2 protein-coding genes are annotated in these 5,466 nt (G+C 41.5%); both read left to right on the top strand.

Translation table 11 applies throughout. The features are described 5' to 3' along the window. Positions 1–313 precede the first annotated feature (313 nt). Entirely contained in the window at positions 314–4,393 is a 4,080-nt protein-coding gene (locus tag FHQ08_RS12490) for an SdrD B-like domain-containing protein (RefSeq protein ID WP_230914719.1), read from the top strand. 121 nt (positions 4,394–4,514) lie between these two features. Continuing rightward, positions 4,515–5,264: a MurR/RpiR family transcriptional regulator gene (locus FHQ08_RS12485; protein WP_230914718.1), complete on the top strand. Its 750-nt coding sequence runs from the start codon at positions 4,515–4,517 to the stop codon at positions 5,262–5,264. The last annotated feature ends 202 nt before the right edge of the window (positions 5,265–5,466 follow it).

Below are 5,466 nucleotides of genomic sequence, written 5' to 3'. Positions count from 1 at the left end.
TTGTCGCTTATAGAATAACATTGGAAGGCACTTCGTGCCTACATAAAAGCAAAAAATTCCTTGAGATCAGATCTCAAGGAATTTTTTACTTTAGGCTGTATAAAAAGACTTATGTCCCAGCCTCTTTGTCTAAAAAAGTTTTAATAAAAACAACACTAATGTATCCGCTTCCGATGCTGACAGAGTCAGCTTATGGCTAGACCGATACCAACATTGCATATAAGTTTATTTAAATTTCAGTTATAATCAAACAATTATTGATATATACTTACACCATATCTAAAAATATTATTATTTTTTGGGGACGATAATAATGAAAGTAGTATCAAATGATAGGCATCACGTCTGGCTATATGTGACCGTTCACGTTGCTGTTGCGCTGTCGGCACTGCTCTTTTTCTTTTGTTTTGTGAATCATACATATGCAGCAAGCACCGCGGGTACATTGGTCACTTCAACATACGGTCCCAATAGAGATGGGGAAGCACCATTCGATAGCAATGATGATCCGGGCTATGATATCAATGCCAATAATGGTATCGTCCGTAGTTTCGACAAAATATATGTCCCAATCAATTTGCAATTTGATGCAAGTGATCAGCCTTACACGATTCGGTTTAAATTGACTGGAACGATAGATAATGGTGTTGTTGCGAATCACATGTTAAACGCAAAATATGATAGCTCCTGGGGTGGGACCTATGATTATGATGATAATTCGTCTACATTCTCACGAGATGTTTCTTTTAATGTAACGGACAAGAATAATGGCCTTTGGAGTCAGACGGTACCGATTCAAGTTTATGGTGCCACGAATGGGACCGTGTTGACGCCACACGTATCGGTACAAATGGTCAGTGTCACTCAAGCTGGCGCAACTACACCGCTAATGACCAAGACGGATTTGACGCCACCAATAGGCTCTCTAGACAGCACTAAAGTTAGTTCACAGACCAATTTGGCTGTTGCGATACCTTCTTATCAAACTTCGACACCATCTTTTAACGACTATGCTAATGCAACGGTTCCTAATAAAAAAGAGGGTATCGTTGGCAGTATGGGCTTTGGTATTGGGGTCAAACCATTAAGCGGTCGCGGAACAAGCTTTTTGGGTGCAGCTTATCCAGACCCGGGTACGCCAATCACTATCAATCTTACGCCTAAGGTTACGTTAAATGGTTCGGATGTCAGTAGCTTAAGCAACAATATTCAAACCATCCAATTTGGCTATGTGAATACGCCGTTAACAACAGCGCAATCATATGCCTCACTTTATCCCAATATGAATAACCAGGTTCTATCTGATCGATTACCAAGGTCAATGATATTTGGAAGTGAAAATGGCCAAAATCAGATAAATGGTGTTTATAATACAGGGGAATTTACGAGTGATGCCAGCAAAATTACGTTTACCTTTGATGACTGGTATGGCAGTGATATTTATCCCAACATCTCAAGCGATTACTCTGGTGCGCTTGCCATTGATCCCTGGGCGACTCAGATGAAAACGTTTATTACGTCAGTATTTAATCTGTTTTTGCCGACAAGTGCCTACGTCTCAGGGCAAAATATGGTTTTTTCGATCTTGAATGGCGGGTTGAGCTACACCCTTAATGGGCGAGCAACCACTGCTACTAAAGACCAGACCGATATAATTATGAGTGCTTCGGATAGTACATTTAAGACTGCTTACACTGGGCAGGTTAATTTTACCTATAATAATACGCCCAAAATGGGTGCTGGTCAGACGTGGTCTAATTACATGGATGACGGTCTTTCTGATCTTGGGACTGATCACTGGAGTATGACCTCTGACCCGGCCTTATATATGGGGCAAAAGTTTTATGGTTGGACCCATTATGGGACTTTCACAGCTGATGCGGTTGGTGGGGCCGATATCTTAGAGTGGTGGAATCCTGAAGAATCAAAGTACGATGATACGAGAGCTATCCTATTTGCGAACGGAACAACGCCAGCTGGAAATCCAATCAAACCAACTTATCAGTATGGTGTCGCTAATAGTGCCAACACGCTAGCGAATATGCAAGCGCGTGACTTTAATAGTTTTGTTTGGTATAACACGCCAGCGGAAGCTGAAAAAAATGGGGCAATCAGCGCAGTTGCAATTCATATCACGCAGCCAATTGGCATGACCGATCAATCTAACATCTCAATTCCTCGGGAAGTGATCACCAAGGTCGCTGGGACAAATAACCAAAAAGGCGAGTATGACGATCCGTATATTACCTTAACTCGGTCAAAAAGTTATTATGATACCAGTAAAAGTACAGCGTATGAATATGATACGCCTTATGGTACTTATGCATATACGCCGTCAACTTATACAAATGGCCAATTTACGAATCATCAAGCCTATAACGTGGCGACTGATGACAAAGGTAGTCAAGGATCTTACCCGGGCAGTTTACCCTCATTTGGCGCGACGGCTTTAATAGAACCATACTTAGTACGATTGAGTGACTTTTCAGCCGATAAGTCCGGCTACGGCAGCCAAGATACGGCGAAATTGTCGATCACACCTAAAGTATTGGCATCAGCAGGGGCGGATGTCAAAGATGTTACTGTCAAAGTAACTTTACCAAAGGGTATCAGTTATGTAGCTAATACAGCGAAACATGGAAGTGATGCAATCACACCAACTATCGCGACAGATACAAATGGCGTGACCACATTGAGCTTTACTTTGAAACGCCCTGAAATTGGGACCTCTGAGCCAATTACGTTCCAAGCGAATTTTCAACAGCTTAATCTGACATTTGACGCTAATGGTCAAACCAACCTTAACTTAACTGCGGAAATATCATCTTCAGATGATCAAAGCGTGGCGCAGTTACGGACAAAGAATTTATCTATTCCTATAAGCAAGGCTTATACGGTCGCTGTTGTTAAGGAAGGACACGATGCCAGTGGGACCGGCAACCCAGTTGTGGAACGTAATCAGCCGTTTAATTTCACAGTTAAAGTCCGAAATGATTATGATGATGTCACCAAGAACGTTAATGTCTTGGATAAGTTACCACAGAATGGCGTGAACGGTTCTCACTTCTCTGGTGATTATATTCTAAACAATATTTCTCTGACTTCACCGACAGGAGCGGCCACGATTTGGTACAATACCGCTGCCAAATATCAAGAAAGTGACGATCCAGATGTGACCAAGAATCTTGAATTGAGTGAGCCTAATACAGTTTATAAAAAAGCGGTCGCATCCGAGGATGGTTGGGTGCAATATACACCAGGCACAGAGCTGGATAAAAAAGTCACTGCGATTTTGATTCACGAACCGTCGCTTAATCCGGGCGAGACACATCTTTATGCGATGAATTACACGCCACAAAGCACAAAACAGGATCCTAGTGGGAATCTTTCTGGGGATACGTATGTGAACCAGACGACGCTTAATAGTGATCGCAAAGTTAAATTGAAGAGTAATACGGCTCATGTTGACGTTGTTAACCGCGCGATTACGGGTAATATTTGGCATGATTTGAATAAAGATGGCTTAGTGCACCGTACAGATGGTTCTCTGGAACCGGGCATAAAGGGCTTGCACGTTTATCTGGTGGATAATAGTGGCTCGGTCGTTCAGACGGATCTTAATGGGGCGTCATTGATGGACGTCACTTCTGATGACCACGGTGATTATAGATTGGCGCATTTACAAAGTGGGACTTACCGAATTGGATTTAGCCAGAAAGATATGCAGACGTTAGGGCTAATGCCGACAAAGCTAAAAGCTGATCCAGATGACCTAGCAAATAGCTCAATTTTAGATCCTACCCAAACGGCAGCTTTACCAGACGGTAATAAGATCTATTTATCAGCGGATACGTACACGTTACCCGCGATTAGTGAGATGAATGGCAATTCTTCTTATGTGATTGCCGATCAAAATGCCGGGTTCCTGCTGACAACAGATTATCTGGAGTTATTGCACGTGCCAACTTTGGAATTCGGGAAACATGCGGTGCCAGTAACAGGTCAAACTTATCACAATAAAGACACGACCGATGCGTTTGTTAAAGTGGCTGATACTCGGCCAGCAACAATGGCCCAGTATTTCACGCCGTATGATATTTCGCTAACTTTATCTCCGTTTAAAACGGCTGCGAATCAGGTGGGGTTGGAACAGGCTAGTTTGCAATTTGAATCGTCTGATGACAATACACATGTCACTGCAGAAGGTGGCGGGACGGTAGCTGTCGGCGAGACCAAGCGGATTTTGGAGCATGATAATGTGCAAGAATCAACGATGGCTGCTAATTTGCCAAATATAAAGTTATCTGTGCCAGCGGCAAGTAATCAAAATCATGTGACTCGTGATCATTACCAGGCAACCTTGGATTATGCGCTAACTTTGGGGACGCAATAGTCACTCAATGGTTTAGTGGTCTGTAGGTAGGCACTTAAACTGAGGCCAAAAGCTGTGTTTCTGAAAGATGATATGATATAGGTAAATCATATGCTTTTAGGCGTAAGTTGGAGGAATTAGTGTGTTTCAATATGAGGATATACAGAAGTTAAATCCACTTGAGCTTAATGTTTATGAATATGTCATTAGCCATAAAAGTGAAATTACTAAAATGACGATTCGAGAGCTTGCAAAAATCATCGGCGTTTCTACTTCAACAGTACTCAGGTTTTGTACTAAAGTAGGCTTAAATGGCTTCTCTGAATTGAAGTTTTATGTTAAGCAAAATTTGCAGGGGCAGCCTAAGTATGTGCCGCATACGTCAATCGTTGATACTGTGAATGAATTCTTTTACCGTGCGGATGATCAGCAATTAACGAGTAGTATTCAAAGTGCCGCAAAATTAATTGTTCGTACGAAATTAACGGTATTTTTGGGCATTGGGTCAAGTAATTACTTTTCGCAATATGGCGCCCGTATTTTAGCTAATTTAGGTATTTATACGTTAACCATAAATGATCCTTTTCAACCGAAGCCGAATGCGTTGATAGATCCAAGTCAAGTAACTTTGATTGTTTTGTCAGTGTCTGGTGAAACTGAGCAGACTTTAACACACGCTCAGTTTTATAAAGAACAGGGTGCAAGCTTGATTGCGATCACCAACACAACAAAATCGACTTTAGCTCATATTGCTGATGTAAATATTACTTATAATGTGCTAGAGGTGCGCGACGGTTCACTTAATTTAACCACGCAGGTACCTTTGGTCTTTATTCTAGAGATGTTGATGAATGAAGTTCAAGAAGCACTCAATAAGCAAAATGGTGATTGACATATTGATTGGTATATATATTAGTGATTTTTAGTAAAAGAAACATGTTACTTATATGTAACATGTTTCTTTTTAATTAGTGTCTTTAGACCTAGTTGAGTACCATAAGGTACGAAACAGTAAACCACCCGCTATGCGGGTGGGTGTTCAATTGCTATGCAAAAAAGCCCTCTTTTCAGATAGAATATTGGATGTTCAGGCC

This window comes from Agrilactobacillus fermenti (genome assembly GCF_021030645.1).
Lineage (GTDB): Bacteria > Bacillota > Bacilli > Lactobacillales > Lactobacillaceae > Agrilactobacillus > Agrilactobacillus fermenti.
Note: the sequence above shows the minus strand (reverse complement) of the source record. Positions and strands in the feature narration are given on the sequence as shown.